At 32.0% G+C, this 17357-nt stretch carries 16 protein-coding genes and 3 pseudogenes; 17 read left to right on the forward strand and 2 right to left on the reverse strand.

Annotated elements, in window-relative coordinates; genetic code table 11:
• The first annotated feature begins 23 nt into the window (after positions 1–23).
• Positions 24–2195 carry an ATP-dependent nuclease gene (locus EP57_RS11090; protein WP_036086725.1) on the forward strand — a complete coding sequence of 724 codons (2172 nt, stop codon included), beginning with the start codon at positions 24–26 and terminating at the stop codon, positions 2193–2195.
• A gap of 4 nt (positions 2196–2199) precedes the next feature.
• On the forward strand, positions 2200–3990 hold the full coding sequence (locus EP57_RS11095) for a UvrD-helicase domain-containing protein (protein WP_036086728.1): 1791 nt from the start codon (positions 2200–2202) through the stop codon (positions 3988–3990).
• Between the two features lie 174 nt (positions 3991–4164).
• On the opposite strand, the gene EP57_RS11100 is transcribed toward EP57_RS11095, so the two are convergent.
• The gene (locus tag EP57_RS11100) at positions 4165–4407 is read right to left on the reverse strand and encodes a helix-turn-helix domain-containing protein (RefSeq protein WP_036086730.1); all 243 of its coding nucleotides are present in this window, start codon (positions 4405–4407) and stop codon (positions 4165–4167) included.
• Positions 4408–4542: 135 nt separating this feature from the next.
• On the opposite strand from EP57_RS11100, the gene EP57_RS17065 reads away from it, so the two are divergent.
• The 3 genes from EP57_RS17065 to EP57_RS11110 are packed head-to-tail and all read left to right on the forward strand — an operon-like array spanning position 4543 to position 5265.
• Positions 4543–4719 (forward strand): hypothetical protein, encoded by a 177-nt coding sequence (locus EP57_RS17065; protein ID WP_003736271.1) that lies wholly within the window; start codon positions 4543–4545, stop codon positions 4717–4719.
• On the forward strand, positions 4709–5005 hold the full coding sequence (locus EP57_RS11105) for a hypothetical protein (protein WP_036086733.1): 297 nt from the start codon (positions 4709–4711) through the stop codon (positions 5003–5005). The genes EP57_RS17065 and EP57_RS11105 overlap by 11 nt, the downstream gene beginning before the upstream one ends.
• Complete coding sequence (locus EP57_RS11110) at positions 5005–5265, forward strand: hypothetical protein (protein WP_036086735.1); 261 nt, start codon at positions 5005–5007, stop codon at positions 5263–5265. The genes EP57_RS11105 and EP57_RS11110 overlap by 1 nt, the downstream gene beginning before the upstream one ends.
• Before the next feature lie 301 nt (positions 5266–5566).
• On the opposite strand, the pseudogene EP57_RS17190 reads toward EP57_RS11110, so the two are convergent.
• Positions 5567–6024, reverse strand: a pseudogene (locus EP57_RS17190) (tyrosine-type recombinase/integrase); the annotation flags it as partial.
• A 383-nt stretch (positions 6025–6407) separates the two neighbouring features.
• Here EP57_RS17190 and EP57_RS11115 point away from each other — a divergent pair.
• The 12 genes and pseudogenes from EP57_RS11115 to EP57_RS17370 all read left to right on the forward strand — a co-directional run.
• Positions 6408–6671, forward strand: a pseudogene (locus EP57_RS11115) (DDE-type integrase/transposase/recombinase); the annotation flags it as partial.
• Positions 6672–6739: 68 nt separating this feature from the next.
• Positions 6740–8521: an ATP-dependent nuclease gene (locus tag EP57_RS11120; RefSeq protein WP_036086737.1), complete on the forward strand. Its 1782-nt coding sequence runs from the start codon at positions 6740–6742 to the stop codon at positions 8519–8521.
• Complete coding sequence (locus EP57_RS11125; protein ID WP_159106428.1) at positions 8511–9851, forward strand: UvrD-helicase domain-containing protein; 1341 nt, start codon at positions 8511–8513, stop codon at positions 9849–9851. The genes EP57_RS11120 and EP57_RS11125 overlap by 11 nt, the downstream gene beginning before the upstream one ends.
• A 301-nt stretch (positions 9852–10152) precedes the next feature.
• The gene (locus EP57_RS16530; protein ID WP_052167647.1) at positions 10153–10602 is read left to right on the forward strand and encodes a hypothetical protein; all 450 of its coding nucleotides are present in this window, start codon (positions 10153–10155) and stop codon (positions 10600–10602) included.
• A gap of 34 nt (positions 10603–10636) precedes the next feature.
• A pseudogene (locus EP57_RS16535) lies at positions 10637–11167 on the forward strand (class I SAM-dependent methyltransferase); the annotation flags it as partial.
• Between the two features lie 236 nt (positions 11168–11403).
• Complete coding sequence (locus EP57_RS11135) at positions 11404–12516, forward strand: ABC-three component system protein (protein ID WP_036086742.1); 1113 nt, start codon at positions 11404–11406, stop codon at positions 12514–12516.
• Positions 12506–13000, forward strand: coding sequence for an ABC-three component system middle component 2 (locus EP57_RS16540; RefSeq protein WP_052167649.1), 495 nt, complete (start codon positions 12506–12508; stop codon positions 12998–13000). Before EP57_RS11135 ends, EP57_RS16540 begins: the two co-directional genes overlap by 11 nt.
• On the forward strand, positions 12987–14843 hold the full coding sequence (locus EP57_RS11145; RefSeq protein ID WP_036086744.1) for a coiled-coil domain-containing protein: 1857 nt from the start codon (positions 12987–12989) through the stop codon (positions 14841–14843). Before EP57_RS16540 ends, EP57_RS11145 begins: the two co-directional genes overlap by 14 nt.
• A 271-nt stretch (positions 14844–15114) precedes the next feature.
• The gene (locus tag EP57_RS11150; RefSeq protein WP_036086746.1) at positions 15115–15402 is read left to right on the forward strand and encodes a TIGR04197 family type VII secretion effector; all 288 of its coding nucleotides are present in this window, start codon (positions 15115–15117) and stop codon (positions 15400–15402) included.
• Positions 15403–15428: 26 nt separating this feature from the next.
• On the forward strand, positions 15429–15731 hold the full coding sequence (locus tag EP57_RS11155; protein ID WP_036086748.1) for a hypothetical protein: 303 nt from the start codon (positions 15429–15431) through the stop codon (positions 15729–15731).
• Positions 15718–17208: a T7SS effector LXG polymorphic toxin gene (locus EP57_RS11160; RefSeq protein ID WP_036086749.1), complete on the forward strand. Its 1491-nt coding sequence runs from the start codon at positions 15718–15720 to the stop codon at positions 17206–17208. The genes EP57_RS11155 and EP57_RS11160 overlap by 14 nt, the downstream gene beginning before the upstream one ends.
• Before the next feature lie 6 nt (positions 17209–17214).
• Positions 17215–17357: DUF6985 domain-containing protein (locus EP57_RS17370; RefSeq protein WP_376740069.1), on the forward strand; the 143-nt coding region annotated here is incomplete at its 3' end.

Below are 17357 nucleotides of genomic sequence, written 5' to 3' on the forward strand. Positions count from 1 at the left end.
TATTATAGAGGTGAGGAATATTTATGTATTTATCAAATTTAAAAATAAAAAACTTTAGAAATTATAAGTCTGGAAATTTCAATTTTAAAAAGGGAACAAACACTATCATTGGTGAAAATGATGCAGGTAAATCAAATGCTATAACAGCCTTAAGAGTTTTATTAGATGATAGTTATTATTATGGTAGTAAAAACTTAAAGGAAAGTGATTTTTCGAATTGTTTGGGAGAGAATTGGCGTGGTGAATGGATAATAATCTCCGCAACATTTGGTGGTATAACGGAAGAAGATATGGATAATGAGGTATGTTCAACTTTATCAATAGCTGAGATAGAAGAAATTGATGAGGCAGAGAATATCGGTGAAGTAAGTAGACTATTGACGAATGATATTGATGGCGTAGGTAGTTTAACATTATTTATTAGACCAAATAAGAGTATCAGAAAAAAATTATATGATAGTAAAGATACCATAGAGTTTGAAAAAATACGGGGAAATATAAGGTTAGTAGATTATGAATTCTATTATACATCAAAATCTGATTTTGATTTTTTATCAGACGACAATTATTATAGCTTAGTTGGAAATTTAAATGAATCGCTAGCTATGAATCCTTCTGATGACAACAGTGCTAAATTAGGCATAAAAATTGATATGATTGATGTTTACCAACATATTTCAGTTGTCTATATTGATGCTCTACGAGATGTTTTAAGAGAAATGAAAACATCAAAAAACCCCATCCGTAGAATTATAGAAGCTATTGAGTCAAATATTGAAGCGAATCATATAGAAGGCGTTAAAAGAAAAATTAAAGCCTTGAATGATGAAATTATTGCTATACCTCAGATTAATGATATTGGAAACAGTTTGAATTCTGAGCTGAAAGATATTCTTGGCAGTGTTTATTCGCCTGATTTAAGTTTGTCTTCAAATATGTCAGATGAAATAAGTTCACTTTCAAAATTTCTTTCAATGAGATCAAAAGATGATGATGAATTAGAATTGCTAGGGTTAGGCCATCTAAATATGATTTATCTGGCATTAAAAATTGTGGAGTTCGAGAGCTGTAGATCTCGTGAATTGTTAAATATTATGCTGATTGAAGAACCAGAAGCACATATTCATAGGCATATACAAAAAACTTTATTTGATGGGCTAAGTGTTAAAGAAGGCTATACTCAACTTATTATGACAACTCATTCTGTTCACCTTGCAGAGTCATCTGAAATATCTAGAATGAACATAATAAAATCATTTAACAAGGAATCTATTGTGATGAGTCCATCAAGTGGACTAGATTTATTTGCTAGTGAGAAATTGCAGAAGAACATGAAACTTGCAAAGAATATAGAAAGGTATTTAGATGTGAAGAGAAATGGGCTACTTTTCTCGAAAGGGGTAGTTCTCGTAGAGGGTGACGCTGAAGAAATCTTAATACCCAATCTTGTAAAAAAAGTTTTTGGAATTTCTCTTGATGAAATTGGAATTGGATTGATAAATATTGGGAGTACAGCATTTGAATACATAGCTAGTTTGTTTGACGCTGAGCGGGTTATGAGATATTGTGCTATTATTACTGATTTAGATCAGCAGGCAATACCGAAGGGGAGTTACTTGTACAAAGAAACAGCCGAAAAAAGTGGAACAGATCGTAAAGAAAAATTAAATAGGTTGTTCGAGGATAACAATTGGGTGGATATGTTTTATGCTGACACAACTTTTGAACTTGAATTTTTGGATGATAATGAAAAATATATTACACCAATCATAGAAGGGAATTTTTCAAATAAGACTACTATTCAGAAATATCTTAATGCATTAGACGGAGATGATATAGAAAACCGCAATTTAGCAATGCTAAAATTAGCTAATAAGCTTGGAAAAGGATGGTTTGCAATTGAAATCAGTAATACTATTGATGAATTAGTTAGCATTCCAAATTATATTCTAGATGCGTTAGCTTTTGCATCGCAAGAATCGATGTCGATAGCAACTTATATAAAATTAATAAAACATGAGGCACTATATATCGGTAAAGAAGATGAGTTTATTAAAGACATAGAAGTTGCACAAAATAACGAAGATGCATTAAGAATTATAGTTGAAAAATATCTAGAAAAATATGATTATGAGGTGACTTATTTTATAAATGCTTGTGAAGGCTATTTAACTTTATTAGGCGAAGGAGTGTAATGTGATGGATGATGCTATAGAATTCCTACATGATTTAAATAAAGAGCAGAAAAAAATTGTCAGAAGTTTAGATAACCTATATATTACAGCTTGCCCAGGAAGTGGAAAAACAAGAGTATTAACACGGAAGATTGCCTATCAAAGTGTAGTAAATAAAAACTCTACTAAAAAAATAGTTGCTATTACTTATACTAATCGTGCAGCGGAGGAAATCAAAGATAGGTTAGACTTTCTAGGGATTGATTCTCCAAGTGTTTGGGTAGGAACAATTCATCAGTTTTGTTTGGAATTTGTTATCTATCCATTTGGAATGAATCTTACAAGATTATCAAGGGGTTTTAATATTGTAGATAGTTATACACAGAATGAATATGTAGAAGAAATTTTATCACAACTTAACATTGAAATACAAGGTTATGAAAAAAATAATATCAATTTATCGCTAACAACAGAATGGGGTGTATTAGAAAAACGGTTCCCTGAAGTCACTTCAATGTATCACCAAAAATTATTAGATAATAAAGAAATTGATTTTGACTTAATATTATTAACAGCATATCAAATTTTAAAAGAGTCAAAAATAACTTGTAGAAATATTGCACGAGTATTAAGAACAATTTATATAGATGAATTTCAAGATACAAGAGATGTACAATATAACATTATTGGTCTATTAACATCTGCTAACCAATCTATTCAAACCCTTTTTGTTGGAGATGTAGATCAGGCTATTTATGGAGGGCTTAGCGGGGTTGTAAAGACTGTCGATGAACTTGCTGAAATAACAGGTCTTTCTTTTAAAGTTGAGAAATTATCTGGTTGCTATCGTTCTACACAAAGAATGGTTGATTTTTATTCTGAATTCCAACAAAGCTCTTATAAAATAAATAGTCGTGGTGAAAATAGAAAATATATCGGTAAAATTTCTCATATAAAGGATATTCATAAGGATGATGTATCAAAAAAAATAGCTGATATTATTTCATATCATTTGAATCAAGGTGTTCCAGAGAATGAAATATGTATTGTTGCACCACAGCACTATATACTTTTTTCTATAGGTGATAAATTAAAGGAGTTATTACCAGACTCTAAATTTGATGCTATAACGATATCACCGATTAAGGTGAATGATCATAGTATATTTTTTAAATTATCTAGGCTGTATTTCACAGACTCTGGAAATAAAAATATACTACGAAAAAGAATAGGTTCAGAGATTTTAAAAATATTAATAAACGAATTTAACATCAATTTGCAAGAAGACCTTATTCCAACTGATTTATTAAAAGAAATTAATTCCAGTAAGAGGCTATGTCAAACTAGCAATGGTCTCGAATATTTTAAAGAAACCACATTATCCTTATTTTGCAAGCTTGATATAACTTTAACACTTTATCCAAAAATTTTTGTGGCATTTGAGAGATTTATTAATGAAACAAAGGAACGAATGGAAAGAAATAATCTGTCATACGATATAGAAAACTTCAGAAAAGTATATTATGATAGAAATGGAATAACCTTAACAACTGCACATAAAGTTAAAGGCGAAGAATATAATACAATGATAGCTATTAATATTTTAGATGGTAAAATTCCACATTGGAGTGAAATTTATGACACACCTGACAAAGGGGAAGGTTCTGCAACAAAGTTACTATATGTAATTTGCTCCAGAGCAAAGGAAAATTTATATCTGATTTCAGAAAGAGGATATAAAACGAATACGGGTTATGAATATAAACCAACATTTTTAATAAAGAGATATCAATTCCCATATGACAGGTTATCCTAATTACCAAAAGTCATCGAATAATTAGTCGTGAAGAGTATAAAAACCCAAAAAGTTAGATGTAATTTAAATTTTTGGGTTTTTATGCTATATACATTTCTAGTATATCATTTCAAAATAATGGATTTTTTTAGATAAAGATTATTAGGTTGATATTTTTATAATAACATAGAGGATTTATTTCAAAACCAAACCATCAAAGAAATCATTAAACTCAGCTTTGAAAATTATTGCAAGTGCAACAAGTTCACTTACGCGTATATTCATACGATTAGTTTCTAATTTTGCATATGTACTTTTCGAGATATTTAATCCCATGACATTCATCTTAGCTACTACTTGATCTTGCGTCATTTTGGAATCATTTCTTAGTCGCTGAATGTTCTTACCAATATCCATATCTGGTCTTATCTTTTGCATCGTAATTTCACCACCTTACATATAATTTCGTCATAACGAATTATTATATTGATTTTACTATCTATTTCCATTATAATGTTTCGTAATAGGGAAATATTTCGCTATGAAGAATTTTTCGAGGGAGGTGAGTAAATAATGAGTGAGTTTATAGAAAATACTGCACAGAATTATGTTAAGGAGCAATATCATCAAAAATCGGAGGAGCAGCTAACTGAATTAGTTGCAACGTTTACACATGGCTTTAAGTTAGGGATGCAAATAGCTTTTGATGCAATAGTGACTAAAGAGGAGGGGAAAGAAAATGAAATTTGAATTTAAGACAGACCGATTCTCATTATTAGTAAAACCAGATTTATCGGTGCACCTTCAAAATATACATGGAGTTACTGACAAGGTAGAGTTAGTTGTACAGACTAAAGCTTGTAGTTATTCGATTGATATTCAGGATACGGAACGTTTGCAGAGGTTATTGCCAATTTTACAATTAGAAATACAAGATATCTTAGCAACTTATCATTTACAATTGGTAACTAACAACTTTCGTTTACAAGGGAGTACCTGCTATTTTGATTTTACTACCAGAGAGGTGAGTATGTGATGGAGAGTTATACAATAGAACAAGATTTTGACCAGTTTTGTCTGGCACGTATAGAAGGTATTTGTGAGGCAGACAGTAATCACGAAGCGTTCCAAGAAAAAAGTAAATGTTATTATCAAATGCGAGATCAGTTAGAAGAATTATGGAATCCAGAAATAATTGCTTATCTGGATGCTTTGGAAAAATATCAAGTTGAAGCCTTTCTTTATATTTACAGAATTGCTTTTAAAGAGGGGCTACATTTTTTGCAAAATCAATAAAAAATCCATTCAGATAAGTGAACGGATTGGTAAAGTATTCGAATAAATTATGGAAGAGAATGGAGTGTTTTACAGAGTGAAAAGTGACATGGAATTTAGAGAGTTACTGATACTATTTTGATACTATTAATTCGAAAACCATAGATAATAGCGATAATATATATAAATAAAGGGCTTTTTATGGCATTAAAATAAACAAATATGTTTAGTATTTGAATATTAGAATCGAATGGGAATAGAGAGAGTTGAGTCGAAAATCCTTTAGTATCAAGGGTTTTCGACTTTTTTTGGATTGCACTTTTTATAATTCTTGGCGTATAAACTGCTCAGTATTTTGATTTCTTGGTGATGTACCTATGTTTTCATGGGATGGTTTGTAGTTAATAATTCCTTGTAATTTTGTAGCTACTTCGAAATTATTATTTGGATAAAGGCGTCCATATGTTCCAAGCGTTGTTTCGATATCCTCATGATCTAAGCGTTTTTTGATGATTAGAGGATTTCACCCACGCTAATTAATAAGGATGCGTGTGAATGTCGTAATGTATGGATTCATATTCTACGAATTCCAGCTTTTTTAGCGAAACGGTCAATGGCATAAGATATATTATGTTTCTGCGAGGGATTGTTATTATAGCTCAGAATGAATCCAGTATCTAGTATGCTTTGTTGAAGATTTTTCCACTCTTTTAGAAGATGAAGTGTGTCTGTATTCCAAATAATTTGGCGAGTACTTGCTTTCGTTTTTGGTTCTACAAAATTGATGTGGTGTCAATATCTTGAACAAAAATAAATAGAATTTAATTCGCTTTTCTTTCAAAATTGTTTGGTGTTAAGTGTCCTAAAGATTGATGAATACGTTTCGTATTACACAAGCCATAATTATAGCTAAATACAGCTTGATACACATCGTGATGTGCTGAAAATCAAGTTGATATAATTTTTCTCGTTTAATACGGGCATGGTAAGATTTGATTTTGGCATTATCAGAAGGATAACCTGCCTTACTATAAGAAGCTATCACCTTATTTTCAGTTAGTAATTCGTGATGGATAGCGGTGGTATATTGGCTACCCCGATCAGAATGCAGTAAAAGAATGCCTGGATATTTTTCTAAAACTGTTTTTATATGGGCATCTACTTTAAACCGACAGTTTCAATCAGATAGACCATTAACAAAGCTAGTAACAGATATTACGTACCTGCCATTTGGACAAAAGCTACTGTATCTATCGACGATTATGGACTTGTATAATAGGGAAATAATCGCTTATACGATTGGTGACAAGCAAGATGCAGCTTTTGTATTAGACACGCTACATCAGCTACCGCCAATGCCTCAATGCTTGATGCATAGTGATCAAGGCTCTGTCTATACTTCGCATAGTTATCAAGAAGAAATTAGTGGAGAATACGCTTTCTTAATGTTATAATATTCATGTTAATATTATACAAAAAGAGGAGTTATGGATAGATGAAAATTTCAAAAGTACATATTAAAAATTTTAGAAATATTACTGATGTGTTGTTGCCGATGTTTGGCGTCACGGTGATTATTGGTAATAACAATAGCGGGAAAAGTAATTTTTTAAGAGCGATTACTTTGCCGCTACTATCAGATGACCTTGGGACGGGCAGCAAAAATTTGGGTTGGATGGATATTGGTGATAAGGCAAAAAAAAACTACTATGATTATATAAAGTCTAATAAAAAAGATTTATGCGCTGGTGTTATTGATAAAGATGCTTTTATAGAAGTTACACCAACTGTATCTGTGGTTATAGATTTTCGTGTCGATGGGGCAGAGGGGTACGCAATGAAAGACTTCGTAGTTAGTTTTTCAGATGATGGAAATGCAAACTATCAACTAGCATATTCTTTTTCTTGTAAAAAGCCACAAGAATTATTAAATCATGTTATAGGGGTATTAAGAGCATCGGAGAATGAGGATTTAGATGATTTGAAATTGAATTTGTTACCAATCGATTTGTATAGTTATTCCATTTACGTACCATTAAAAGATAAAAATCTTAATTATGATAACTTAAGATTATTGAAATATAATTCTATTGCAGCTGAAAGGGATGATTTCTCAACTAGCAGTTCACGATTAGGTTCAAAGCCGTTAGTACAATTACTTAATAAAAAGCTGCCTGTAAGCTCTATGATGCATATTGAAAAAGAGTATGCTAGGTTTTTTGAGCAAATAAAATCACATACTGGTATGGAAGAAATTCTGAATTGGCAAGAATATTCAGAAGTCACGAATGCATCAGAATTTTTTTCGAAAATATCAATTTTACCAAATATGCCGCCAATGGCGTCCTTACTTAGTAGTGTGAAACTAGGATATGAGGAATCAAATTTGGCATTGCAAGGTCTAGGACATAGAAACCTTATTTTACAGCTAGTTATAATTAATTCATTGATGGAAGCTAGTAATGCGCTATTTTCTCTTTTGACGGTTGAAGAACCAGAAGCACACCTATGTTATTCAAATCAAAAAATAATGAATAGTTTTATATTAAATGTTGTAAATAAAAACGATGATCTACAGCTGATATACTCTACACATAGTACACAGTTTCTAGATAAGGTTGATTTATCAAATATTATTTTGTTGAATAATGGCGAGGGTTATGCATTTGCTGATGAATTTGAAGTAGAAGAAATGAACTATCTTTCTAAAAATCCTAATTTGGATTTATTTAAACTATTTTATTCTAGGAAGTGTATTTTGGTCGAAGGATTGACGGAAGAATTACTTATTAAATCTTATTTTAAAACAAAGCAAAATACACTTTCAGATATCGAAGTAATTTCATTTCATAAAGGTTTTAAAAAAATAATTGATATATGGTTAAAACTAAACAAAAATACTAATAACAAGCTAGGGATAATAAGAGATTTTGATAATCAAAAAAATGCTCAGTTAGAACATGAAAAGTATAATACTCATCGGAATATTTCTATTGAAACAACAATTGAGTATACACTAGAGAATGATATTGTTGCATATAAGAATAATTTTGATATTTTAAAAGAATATTTTCATAAAAATTACGAATGGGAAAATATTGAAACACGAGAGCAACTTTCTGCTAAATGGATAGGCGGTAAAGCAGAAGTAATGTTGTCATTTTGTCAAGATATGGGTAATGATGATTTGAAAGAATTTGAATTGCCAGCGCATATTAATAAAGTGATAAAATTTCTTGAGGAAAAGGAAGAAGTAGGTGTCGCAATTGAAGATTGATGCTGCAGGAGCAGGTGCTGGAAAAACAACAAAATTAGCTGAAAAGATAATAGAAAGGTATAGACAGGGTAAAGAAGAGAATATTTACTGTGTTTCATTTACGAATGCATCAGTAAGTATTATTGTAGAGAAATTAAAAGAATATTATTATGAAATTCCAGAGAACATAAAAGTTAGTACAATTCATTCTTTCTTGAATTCGGAGTTAATAGCTCCATATCACTTTCTTCTGTATAAGAAGCAATTTCATTCTATCTCTAATGTTGAGCTCAGTCATGTTCCGAGATATAAAAAATCACAGATTTCAAGGTTAGAGAGGAGAGGTTGCCTGCATGTGGACACTTTTACTAAGAAAGCAAAGTATATTGTATGTGAGAAAAGTGGTGATAAAAAGCAACAGAAAATAGATAGAGAAAAAATTTGTTCCTTAATTTCAAGTTATATGGGAGTAATTTATGTTGATGAAGCTCAGGATATTGATACAGAGTTTAAGCAAGTTCTAATAAAATTAGACGAGTTAGGTATTGATATTGAGCTTATTGGAGATCCGAAACAAGATTTAAAGGGGAGAGGTGGTTTGGTAAATTTGATAACGGAGTATCAAGCAGATGTAAGGTATATCCAAGAATGTTATCGATGTCCAGTAGAGCATTTAAATTTTTCTAATAAATATGTCTTGGAGAGGGAGCAACAATTTTCTCCTGAAAATAAGACAGGTATTTTACAATGTATTTTTGAATCTGACTTAATAGATATAGGCATATTTATTAATGAAAAAAATTATGATTTGAAGTATATTTATCAAAAAAATGAACAATTTGATACGCATTTCAAGTTATCTAAAGATCCACTATTCAATGAGCTGAGAATAATAATTTCAGATTATGAAGATGGTTCAATTGATGACATATCTACTATTAGGCAAGCGAGTAAGTTAGCTTATGAGTTAATATCATTGGTGACTGAGTATAACTACACTCAAAAGGCGGCGATTAGTAAAAAAATCCCATTTGGAAGTATACAAAAAGATGAATATGCAAGGTTGTTAGAAGCTTTAGAAAGTGAAACTAATGAAGTCGATGGAAACAAGATTACTGTCAGATCAATTGAAGCAATAAAAGGTTTGGAGGAGGAAAAGTGTTTGTTTATTGTTACCCCTGAAATTGCGCCATATCTGTTAAAATTAAAGACTGATATGAATAAAATGATGGCTAGCTTGTATGTTGCACTTACACGCTCACAAAAGGAATTGGATATTTTAGTTACACGTAAGGTAGAAGAACAGTTTGGAAGAGAGGTATTTGAAACAATACTTAATGCCACTATATAGATTTTTGAGATGAGGGATAACCATTAAAGACTCAATACATTTAATACAAGATATATTACTTACACGGGAGCCTATTAAGGCTTTCGAAGCAAACATGGAAAAGCTTCCAGGAGCTAAGTTTCTTATTTTCGACATAGGAGAATCTCAGTTTCAGTCTATTTGCGGCGAGGGAGAGTTTGGAAAATATAGCATAGGCTTTGTACTACCAACTGATTTACTTCAAGTGAGTTATGCTAAGCAACTCAGATATTTTTTGCTATAGCAATTAAAATCCCTAACTCTTATTACATTTAAAGAGGGTGTGTTTGAAGGGATACAGCAAGATGTGGTATTGCTTTTAGGTGAAAAAAACGGAGGATTAACACCAAGCCATGAGTTGCGCATTATTAACTTGGATAATGCTAACGAATTAAATAAGGATATTTTGAATGTGCCATTTGAAGAAATAAGTGCTTATAAAAGTGATAAATGGACAAAGTTTTTCTTGTCCACTGAGCAACGTAATTTTTATGAGAATAGCCTAAATAAAACAAGTGTCAATTCGTTTAATGACTATATTAAAGGTGAAATAGGCATAACAACGGGTAATAACTCTTTTTTTGTAATAAATAATGATACGGCAAATGAATATAGCCTTGGCGAGTATACTCTACCGATATTGGGAAGAAGTGTGGAAACTAAAGGAATACTATATAAGCAAGATGACATTGCGAAAAATATTGAAAAAGGAAAAAAATATTTGGTTACTTGATTTTAATGGCAGATCTTAATCAGATGGAGCTCAAAAATATATTAAACACGGTGAAGAAGATGGAGAGCATATTGGTTACAAACTAGGATTACGAGAGAAATGGTATGAAGTCCCATCAATCTGGACACCACAGGCATTTATGTTAAGAAGAATTGGTGAGTATCCTAAGATTGTTATAAATGATGTAGAGGCTACTAGCACAGGTACATTCCATAGGCTATTATTTCATGATAAGGGTTTGAGAGAACAAATTGTCTTCTTACTATACTCGAGTCCTGCGCTTTTAAGCTTTGAACTTGAAGGACGAGTATTTGGTGGAGGAGCATTAGAGATTCTTCCAGGAGATTTGGTAAACATTATTGTTCCAGAATTGACTGTAAACGATTTAGACTTTAGCCAGCTAATAATTGAGCTAGACGGGAAATTTCGAGAAAATGAAAGTATAGAAGATATAGTATTATGGGTTGACGGCGTGATTGCAAATTATGCAATTTTATCTAAAATGGATTTTGCTACATCTTTTGAAATTTGGAAGGTATGCAAGCATCGTCGGACAGGGAAATAAGGTCGGTACTATTAACTCATTTTGGATGTAAGATTTCCAAGATGTTTTTTTGCTGTAAGAAAATATGTTAATTACAGAATCATAGAGAAATATATGAAAAATAATCCATATAGTATATAATAGCTATATAGAGACGAAACTATCAATTTGAGGATGAATAATAGAAAATTATTACAGGTGGAAAATGCTGGTTTGTAACAAGGGACTTATGTACAAACTGTTAAGGAGAATATTGAATGAGAGAAGAGTTTTTAGAAATACCGATTTCTGATCCAGAAAAAAAATATCAGGCTACGGGTCAAGATGCTACATTTGGACAAATGATTAACCCAGTAAAACGAATGTCCTTCTTCTCGCCTGATGAATTTGAATCTTTCATCGAGTTATGGATATCACATTTTTTGAAAAATAAATATGATAAAGTAGTTAAGTGTGGTGGGGCTGGTGATCTGGGAAGGGATATTATCGCTTACTATCCTTCTTTGATAGGCGAAAGCACTAAATGGGATAATTATCAGTGTAAGCACTATAAAAGTGCCCTCACTCCTTCTGATATTTGGATTGAATTAGGGAAGTGTTGCTATTACACATATATAAAAGAATTTTCCTTACCAAACAAATATTATTTTACTGCTTCAAAAGGCGTTGGAACTACTCTTATTAATTTTTTTGAAAATCCTAATAAATTAAAACAAGGGTTACTAGATAATTGGGATAGCAAATGTAAAAAGCTTATAACGAAGAAAGAACATATAGAATTAACACCAGCATTCAAACAGTATATTGAGGATTTTGATTTTACTATATTTACGTATAAGACTCCTTTAGAATTAGTAAACAGTGTAGAAGATTCGATAGCATTTAGTTTTTATTTTGGTGGTGGTTTAAGAAAAAGAAGAGAAGTAGCCATGACACCGCCTGAAGAGATTCAGGTTAAAGAACAAAAGTATGTGGAAAAATTATTTCTTGCATACGAGGATAATAAAAAAGTTCAGGTTAATCAAGAAAATTTGAATAAATTCCCTAAATTTAACAGGCATTTTGATCGCCAACGTGTTTCATACTATACCGCCGAAACATTATTAGATTTGGAACGAGATACTAGAACTAATGGTGAACATTTTGTAACTAAAGTAAAAGATGAAGTGTTGAGTAATATTATAGATACAGTGGAATCTAGTTTTGATAATGGGTTCGAGAGGGTTAAAGAAGTTACTAAGCAGGCAAGGCAGATTAGTTTTGAAGCCCATCCATTAAGAGGTGTGGTTAGTCCAGAAGATGCACATGGGATATGTCATCATCTGGCAAATGATGATTTAATTGATTGGGTGGATGAAGATGATGAATAAATACAACTTATTAAATAGCCCCATTGAATTAGGGCTTAGAATTATTATTTTATTGGAAACTGTGGAGAATGCAGATTTTGATGTCGATGATATACTTTTACTAGACTATTACGTATTACATATTAATGATTTTGATTCAAAATTAAAAAGCATACATCCTGCCATCCCTAATAGAGAAAACGAGATTTTTGTGAGAAGAAAATCTATACAGGATAGTCTTCTGTTTTTAGAAAGTCTAAATCTAATAAAAACTAATTATACGGCGAATGGGATAACATATGCACGTAATTCAATGAATAATAATTTTTCTGACTACTTGGAAAGCCCATACGCATCTAAGTTAAAGAGAAACATAGAAGAAATAAAAGGGGAAAACACAGAAATTTTAATTCGGAATCTTAAGGTTTCGCTTTTTGATAATCCGCAACTATGGATAGATAAATTAAATATAATAGGAGATGAAAGTAAAAATGAAAGGATTTAAGATAACTAGATTGATAGTGGCTGGTGTCGGTCTTGAACCAGTTAATCTATCATTCTCAACAGGCATAAATTTAGTTTCTGGTCCATCTGATACTGGGAAAACATATGCATTTCAGTGTATTGATTACATATTGGGGAGTTCTAGTCCCCCAAAATTCGTATCAGAAGGGGCAGGCTATGATACTGTTTCTTTAGAAATTCAAACGAATTTTGATAATAAAAAATCTGTGCTTTCTCGTTCTTTGAATGAGAAAACAGATGTATTTTACTATGAGGGGGTGGCTTATGAAGATTTGCAAAATACCGAACCTGCTATTTTATCGGAAAAATTTCATGAAAAAAAGCCAAATATTTCTTCCTTAGTTCTTCAAAAAATAGGTTTTGATCTACCAATAAAAATAAAAAAAAGTAGGGGCGGAGCAAAAAATAATTTTACATTTAGGTATTTAGCCCCTCTAACATTAGTAAAAGAAGACACAATGATTCAAGAAAGATCACCGATTTATATAGGCGGGTCATACGCAGATAGGACACTTAAAGCTCATACTTTTAAATTCTTAGTTACTGGGAATGATGACAGTGAATTACAAGAAAAAGATACTACCCCTATTTTTAATGCGAAAAAAACTGGTAATCTTGAAATGTTAGAAAAATTACAAGAGAAAGAAAGTCGAAAATTGATTGATGCTAGACAAAGGCAAGTTCCTTCAATATCGCTCTCAAATAATTTTGGTGATATTTTGTTAAGTCTTCAAACTAAAATCGGACAATTGAACTGTGAAATTATAGAGTTAGAGAATGAGAAACAGAATATTAAAAACAATATAAAATACAATGAGGCTTTGCAATATAAATTTAAACTTCTTATGGAGCAGTACAATACTGACATTGAGAGATTGAATTTTATTGATGAAGGGACTTTTTTATTAAATCAGCTTGAGACAATTACTTGTCCTTATTGCGGAGAGGCGATACGAAATGATAACGAGCATGAGCATACAAAATCAGTTATTGATACTGAGCAAGCATTACAAGCTTGTGAGTCTGAGATTAAAAAGATAAAAGGGAATATCATAGAACTAAGAAGAGCATCGGATACAGTTGCTTCTACTATTCAGAACTTAACAGAAGATTATACATGTAAAGTGGATTTAATAAAAGTAAAAAAAAGTGATGTAACAGAATCTTTACAACCAAAGATTGAGGTTTTAAACAACGAACTAAATCGCAGACTTGAATATGAAAAAAATGTGGTAGATATTGTTGCGATTGAGCAACGTATAGATGAGTTGCAAACATTAATTCAAGAGGCTAGTAGTAAAAAAAATACGCTATATCCTAGTGACTTTCAGAATATTATATTAGAAATAAACAGTAGCAGATTTGTGAGATTGTTTTCGGATAATTTAAAAGCAGTTATATTTAATAAAGATGATACTGTAGAAGTTGCATTTTTTTTAAATGTTTCTAATGAAATTGATTATGAAATTAATGGCAAAGATCGTGGAAGTTATGGGAAGGGATTTAGGTCAATAATTGCTTGTATTTTTTATGCTACTTTAATATTGTTTTGTGAAGAAAAAAATCTTCCGTTTTCACCTACTTTAGTTCTGGATTCACCCATAAATGCATTTAGAGATACAAAAGAAGGAGAACGTCTCTTAAATTCAATAAAAAATAAATTTTTTAAATTTTTATATGAAAACTTTAAAAACAAACAAGTTATTATATTTGAGAACGATACAATAAGTGAGGAAGATGAGTTGTATAAAAAAGTAAATGTGATTCCATTTACTAAAAGTAATACAGGAAGGTACGGTTTTTTCCCGCATATTAACACTTAAATGTTAATATGTGGGAAAACATTTCTCGTGGATTGTAAAGTAGGCTAGAAATTTTTAATAAGAGCAGGGTGTAAATTTGGGATTGAGCAAAGAATAAAATATACTTTTTTCCCACAGTTAAATGAGTGAATGAAAAAAAATATTGATAAATTAGAAGTGATTTAAATTATCGCTTTTTTCTTTCGATAAAATCAATGGTATAATTAAGGATATGTATGAGAATATCATCCAATTATTAAACAGAAAATCCACCAAGAAAGGAAGCAAAGCTATGTCAAAGAAAATTCAATTACCGAGCGGGCGTCTATCAGAACATGCCAAAGAAATCGGCAGTAGTGCCAATAACATATCGTTTGATTTGCGGCCTAATATGTCTTATTCGACGAGTTCTGCACGTCAACTGGTACAGAGCAGTATGGATGCAGGAAATATGATTAAAGCGATGCCGGAAGCTTTTAATAAGGATGTACAAAATCTAAAAAATGTTGAGCAAGCATTTGTTGCCTCAGAGAAAAAGATGGCGGACATGTGGAGTAAAGCGCTTCATTTAGGCAAATAAAATAACTCAAGGAGTGAAAAGAAGGGATGAAACAGCAGGAAGATGCCGTAAGAAAAAGTATAGAAAAACAACGGGAGTTAGAAGAAGTAGAACGCGAGTTTAGGCAATTAAAACGCCAACAAGAAGATTTGCTCGTACGAATTGGGAGTGCATGGCGAGGCAATCTTTCGGAGAACAAATTAGGCGCGATCGCATTAGATTTAAATCAGGAACAACGCATGACACAAAAGCACCTGTATAGCTTAGATGACCAACTACAAGCCGAACACAAACAGGCCAAAGCCGACGTCGAACGAGTGAAAGAGGCGAAAGCAGATGCCACGCATTGATATTGGCGAAGTACGGTATTTTGTCGACCAATTTTTAAGCGAATCTCAAAAATTGAAGGAAGCACTGACAAACTATCGAAAAGCAGTTGCAAAAATTATAGCAGATAAAGAAATCAAAGGTGAAATTGCAGACAGCGCGAAAGACTACTACCAAACGGTTCACTATCCAATTGTGGACACAACAAAGGCATGTATGACGGATGCCGAAGAAATTTTAAAAAAGTATATCACAGATTTTCATAATCAAGTGGACCCATCGATGAATGCGAGAATCGATTCCGATGAATTACAAGCGCTACAAGGTGAGATAAGGAAATGCCAAAATCGCTATGAAGACTTGCTAGTAAAAATGAAATCGATGGCTGGTGGATCTTCTTTAAGACAACAAATAGGGATGCAGTTAGGTATGCAAACAGCAATGGGACAATTACAACATGAAATGCAAATTATTGAACGCTATTTAGATTTTGATATGAGCCATCAAAATGTGATGGAGGATGTGCTGACGAAGCTATATCAAGTAAAGCAGGGATTAGCAGAAATTCAAAGCAGTAAAGCATTTAATACCGTCAGTCATACCTTCAACACAAAAGCGCTACATATGGGCTGGCTAGATGGTTTGGTAAAAGAGAAAAAACCAAAGCAATATAACTTCGATGACTACACAAAAACATTGGAGGGAAACTATTGGATACTGAGTAAGAATGGCATAACCGATGAAGAAAGTGCGAATGCCACCATTGCCTATAACGATGCGTTAAAAGATGGTACAATTAAAATGGCAGATGAAGAGTCTGGTGACTTTATGACCGATTATATGGTTGCTGCTGTTAAAGGCGTTAATTTGCTGAATCCAGAAGAACCGTTAACCAAGATGCAAAGTTTTTCTATTATTTCTGCTGTTATGCTAGGCGGAATCACAATGAAAAGTAAAGGTATCAAAATACCCAAGAAAAGCTTTGATAAGGTATATACAGATGTTAATATGAAGAAAGTATTCAAATATACAAAAGGTTACGACGTAAAACCAAAATACAGTAGTTTTGATGCTAGGCTAAAGAAAACCCCATTAAATTATGGAGAATGGAAAGGGTCACGTGGAAACTCTATATTTATTTCTAACAAGACAGAAGTGAAGCCTTTTTTGGATGAGACTCAACTTGCTGGAGTAAAATATAAAGGAGCAATGCCTGATTTTTCACCATTCTCTAAAGGGGAAATTAAACTAGCGAACATGACAAATGACAGGAAGAAAAATTTTGCAACGGCTGATAAAATGCTTGCGGAGGAATGGTCTAAAGGGAAAGAAAAGTGGACAGCTAATGACGTAGCAGATTGGCGAGAAGATAATAAATATACTTGGCATGAATTAAACGATTTAGAAACAATACAGTTGGTACCTAGCAAAATAAATGGTGTCTATAAACACCTTGGTGGTGTTGGAGAATATAATATTAATTTAAGATCGAAGGAGTAGGTTTGAATGAAAAAAATAAATGATGATTTATTTGGCGAAATCGAATTTGATATGTATTGGAGTGGAAAAACTTCAATCACAATGTTTGGAAAAAAACGTGAAGTTATTCTAAGTATCGATGGGGAAGAAGATGCTAATTTTTCACCAAT

Origin of the sequence: Listeria booriae (assembly GCF_000766865.1) — a bacterium.
Taxonomy (GTDB): Bacteria; Bacillota; Bacilli; order Lactobacillales; family Listeriaceae; genus Listeria_A; species Listeria_A booriae.

Excerpts from the sequence above, each read along its gene's own strand:
- EP57_RS11110 (WP_036086735.1), top strand. The coding sequence starts at position 5,005 with ATGGAGAGTTATACAATAGAACAAGATTTTGACCAGTTTTGTCTGGCA.
- EP57_RS11145 (WP_036086744.1), top strand. The coding sequence starts at position 12,987 with ATGAAAGGATTTAAGATAACTAGATTGATAGTGGCTGGTGTCGGTCTT.
- EP57_RS11095 (WP_036086728.1), top strand. The coding sequence starts at position 2,200 with ATGGATGATGCTATAGAATTCCTACATGATTTAAATAAAGAGCAGAAA.
- EP57_RS11150 (WP_036086746.1), top strand. The coding sequence starts at position 15,115 with ATGTCAAAGAAAATTCAATTACCGAGCGGGCGTCTATCAGAACATGCC.
- EP57_RS11090 (WP_036086725.1), top strand. The coding sequence starts at position 24 with ATGTATTTATCAAATTTAAAAATAAAAAACTTTAGAAATTATAAGTCT.
- EP57_RS11155 (WP_036086748.1), top strand. The coding sequence starts at position 15,429 with ATGAAACAGCAGGAAGATGCCGTAAGAAAAAGTATAGAAAAACAACGG.
- EP57_RS11105 (WP_036086733.1), top strand. The coding sequence starts at position 4,709 with ATGAAATTTGAATTTAAGACAGACCGATTCTCATTATTAGTAAAACCA.
- EP57_RS16540 (WP_052167649.1), top strand. The coding sequence starts at position 12,506 with ATGATGAATAAATACAACTTATTAAATAGCCCCATTGAATTAGGGCTT.
- EP57_RS11135 (WP_036086742.1), top strand. The coding sequence starts at position 11,404 with ATGAGAGAAGAGTTTTTAGAAATACCGATTTCTGATCCAGAAAAAAAA.
- EP57_RS11100 (WP_036086730.1), bottom strand. The coding sequence starts at position 4,407 with ATGCAAAAGATAAGACCAGATATGGATATTGGTAAGAACATTCAGCGA.
- EP57_RS11160 (WP_036086749.1), top strand. The coding sequence starts at position 15,718 with ATGCCACGCATTGATATTGGCGAAGTACGGTATTTTGTCGACCAATTT.
- EP57_RS17065 (WP_003736271.1), top strand. The coding sequence starts at position 4,543 with ATGAGTGAGTTTATAGAAAATACTGCACAGAATTATGTTAAGGAGCAA.
- EP57_RS11120 (WP_036086737.1), top strand. The coding sequence starts at position 6,740 with ATGAAAATTTCAAAAGTACATATTAAAAATTTTAGAAATATTACTGAT.